The 2,952-nt window shown below is 41.3% G+C and carries 3 protein-coding genes and 2 pseudogenes; 2 read left to right on the top strand and 3 right to left on the bottom strand.

Annotation, left to right across the window (positions count from 1 at the left end; translation table 11 throughout):
* Positions 1-204 precede the first annotated feature (204 nt).
* A pseudogene (locus tag EKM98_RS11920) lies at positions 205-381 on the top strand (FAD-dependent oxidoreductase); the annotation flags it as partial.
* A gap of 88 nt (positions 382-469) precedes the next feature.
* Here EKM98_RS11920 and EKM98_RS11915 read toward each other — a convergent pair.
* The gene (locus tag EKM98_RS11915) at positions 470-1,498 is read right to left on the bottom strand and encodes an IS30 family transposase (protein ID WP_164512712.1); all 1,029 of its coding nucleotides are present in this window, start codon (positions 1,496-1,498) and stop codon (positions 470-472) included.
* Between the two features lie 132 nt (positions 1,499-1,630).
* On the opposite strand from EKM98_RS11915, the gene EKM98_RS11910 reads away from it, so the two are divergent.
* Positions 1,631-2,098 carry a hypothetical protein gene (locus tag EKM98_RS11910; RefSeq protein ID WP_125982751.1) on the top strand — a complete coding sequence of 156 codons (468 nt, stop codon included), beginning with the start codon at positions 1,631-1,633 and terminating at the stop codon, positions 2,096-2,098.
* Between the two features lie 51 nt (positions 2,099-2,149).
* Here EKM98_RS11910 and EKM98_RS11905 read toward each other — a convergent pair whose 3' ends face one another.
* Complete coding sequence (locus tag EKM98_RS11905) at positions 2,150-2,410, bottom strand: hypothetical protein (protein WP_010011717.1); 261 nt, start codon at positions 2,408-2,410, stop codon at positions 2,150-2,152.
* Between the two features lie 39 nt (positions 2,411-2,449).
* Positions 2,450-2,878 (bottom strand): annotated as a pseudogene (locus EKM98_RS11900) (ATP-binding protein); the annotation flags it as partial.
* Positions 2,879-2,952: the final 74 nt, after the last annotated feature.

The raw sequence follows: 2,952 nt of genomic DNA, 5'->3' as shown, positions 1-2,952 counted from the left end.
TACTCGACTGGCAAACACCGTATCAGGTTATGCTGACAAATTTGTCCAAAAATTCGGATTAAATTTGCAATCTACCACATAAAATTCTTGTATTGTGGTTGCTTGGTATTGGTGATAAACTTTTTCAGTGCAGTGGCTTAATTTCTGGCCGAGTTAAGATTATGAGCAGTGAAAGCTGTATTTGATGAATACTGAGGAAAACTATTGAAAGCATATGATTATTTAGTTGTCGGAGCTGGTCTGTTTGGGGCAGTCTTTGCGCATGAGGCAGCCTTACGCGGCAAGCGGATTAAAGTTATTGAAAAACGTGACCATGTTGGTGGAAATATTTATACAAGGGAAGTTGATGGCATTCAGGTTCATCAATATGGTGCTCATATTTCCCCAAATTGCAAGAACAAATTAGCCACGCAATAAATCCCGGTAAGACAGTATTTTCATTGATATTCATATTTTAAAGATTCAATCTTTAGCCAGCGGCAGCGGAGAAAAGCTCTTTTGGGGTTTGGTAACCTGACTGCCGGCGTGGTAAGTTGTTTAGCTTGGCTTCCACTGCTTGGATATCACTAGGGCCTAAAGTATCCATGGACAGGCCCTTAGGCACATCACGACGGATCATTCGATTATGCGCCTCATTTGTGCCTCGTTCTGAAGAGCGGTAAGGGTGGGCATAATAAAGGTCGGCAACCCCGTCAAGCACCGTCCCCGCCGCTGCGAATTCTGCCCCGTTGTCAGCGGTAACGGACTTCATGATGTGCCCGTATTCTTGGCAGATCTTAGCCAGTTCGTAGTTGACTGAATCGGCGTCACGGCCATCAATCAAACGCAGGATCTGACAGCGAGATTGGCGCTCGATCAGCGTTAGAATGACACTTTCTTGGCCGTTACGTTTACCGACTACGGTATCCAACTCAAAGTGACCGAACTCTTGGCGCTGATCAATACTTTTAGGTCGCTCTTCGATACTTCGTCCGGCCAGACGCTTATGCTTGGGTGAATGGTGGTGTTTGGTGCGGCGCCGGTTTTTTTCGAGCAGATCAAGATTACGGACTTCAAGTAGTTGCGCATCGATATAGTGGTATAACGTCTTGGTCGAAACCATCTCCTCAGGTTGATATAAGCCTTCAAGTTTAGCGCGGCCCACCGCGGCATCAGGCGACCAACCGTCTTGGTGCAAATGGGCCGTAAAGTAGTGGATAAAGTCAGCGACACCAGCGAGTTTCAAAGGTCGATGACAGGACATTCGGTTAGCTTCGTATTTGGCCTGTGCCGCTTCTGGCGAGTACTCGCGGTGATATTGCCGTTGACCGTTCACTTTTTTAACTTGGTCGATCTCACCACGGCGTAGCTCATTACTGATTGTTTGATGACAAACGCCGATAACTCTAGCAATTGCGCGGTTAGAGTATCCTTGGCTGTGTAGCGTGGCGATTCTGCCGCGCTCAAATGAAGTTAGGTGGTGACCTTTTTCTCGGACTGTGGTATTCTGTTCTTGCATCAAGACAATAACCTCTTTCATTTTTGTGTTGGAACATCAATGATAACAGAGATTTGTCTTGGTGTTTTTTATTTTTTCAATTAGCCGGATCTAATTGGCTAACTTGATTATAAAACGCGCGGATTAATGAATGTGACCCAATTTATAAATGAAAATTACCCAGAAACAGAATTACAGATCTGGCACTATAATTTATTAGGTAGTTATCTTTCGAGTAAGCCTCGAAAAAAGGTTCTCGGCGAATTATTGTTAATGATTCAAAGCGCAAATACTTTGAGCAATGATGTACTATTATTGTGTCCTTTTGTAAAAAAAGATTTTGCTCAAAACAAGCGTATTTGGAATGTTGTTAAGTCGCAGTATTGTATTCAGGCCAAGGTCAGTTTAAGTGATAAGCCTATTGGAATTGAAAATTCACGTTGGTTTCCCATTTTACTTGAACTTTATCAATATGCTAGAAAAATGCAGGTTAAGAAACATCAAAAGGATAGACATGCCTTTAAAAAAGAAATTATGAATTTCTTTCAAGATAGAAAAACTGGTAAGATTTCGTACAATAAGCTTGGAGTTTTTAAGTTAATGTTTAAAGTGGACGACTAAACTAATAACTCTTCAATATTGTCGATAGGCCTTTATAAATTTTGTGCATTTTTACTTATCGTCGTGGTATCCTGTATACGTCATAGTCAAGCCATTTTTTTGTGTGCCGACTGAAAAATCAAAAATTTTGCTAATACCGTTCTTCGTAGCTTGTGAAGGACACTGAAGAAATAAGTTACTATCAGGGCTTTCACGTGCTTTACCACACATGTATTCAAGATAGTCCTCGGCATCACGAGTTGTTAAGTTGGTGGTGACTTTAGAAAAATCTTCGATAAAATCGATATCATTGATCAATTGAATATTTTGCATGGTGGCACCTTCTTTCATTTTTAATGTAGAAGAAATACTTCAACTAGATTGATGTGATTCTTGGTAGGCATGACCAATTGTTTCGATAAAATCGTAATGCTTTGGAACTAATGGTGTGTAAAATTCGCTAATGACACTTAAACCGGTATCAACATAGCCACGGCCTTTAATTGGCTTTAGAAAGAAGTCCTTATTGGTTTGACCGTACATCATGGTGTAGCCGATCTCTGACATACGACCAAGCGCAACACGGAACATAAACTGGTCACGAATGCCATCACCAAGGTATTTAGCATCTGGGCGCTGGCAAGCTAAAATTAGAAAGAAACCTGATTGACGGCCAAGTAGGGCGATTTGTTTAAGCTTGTTAATGGCAGTCATGGCATCACGGCCAATCATATCCATAAAGGCAACGTATTCGTCAAAAATTAGAAAATGGGCAGGTAAACCAAGTGCGGCATAGTTTGGCTCTCTGTCAAATCCTGTTGATAGCCAATTTTACAGTGTTAGAAGTTAAGCAACTTCTAACACTGTTTTTTTGT

Origin of the sequence: Loigolactobacillus iwatensis (genome assembly GCF_003950295.1) — a bacterium.
Lineage (GTDB): Bacteria > Bacillota > Bacilli > Lactobacillales > Lactobacillaceae > Loigolactobacillus > Loigolactobacillus iwatensis.
This window is presented reverse-complemented; position numbering and strand designations above follow the sequence as displayed.

What these genes read in the sequence shown, in the direction of transcription:
- EKM98_RS11905 (WP_010011717.1), bottom strand. Translation starts at nt 2,410, where the DNA reads ATGCAAAATATTCAATTGATCAATGATATCGATTTTATCGAAGATTTT.
- EKM98_RS11915 (WP_164512712.1), bottom strand. Translation starts at nt 1,498, where the DNA reads ATGCAAGAACAGAATACCACAGTCCGAGAAAAAGGTCACCACCTAACT.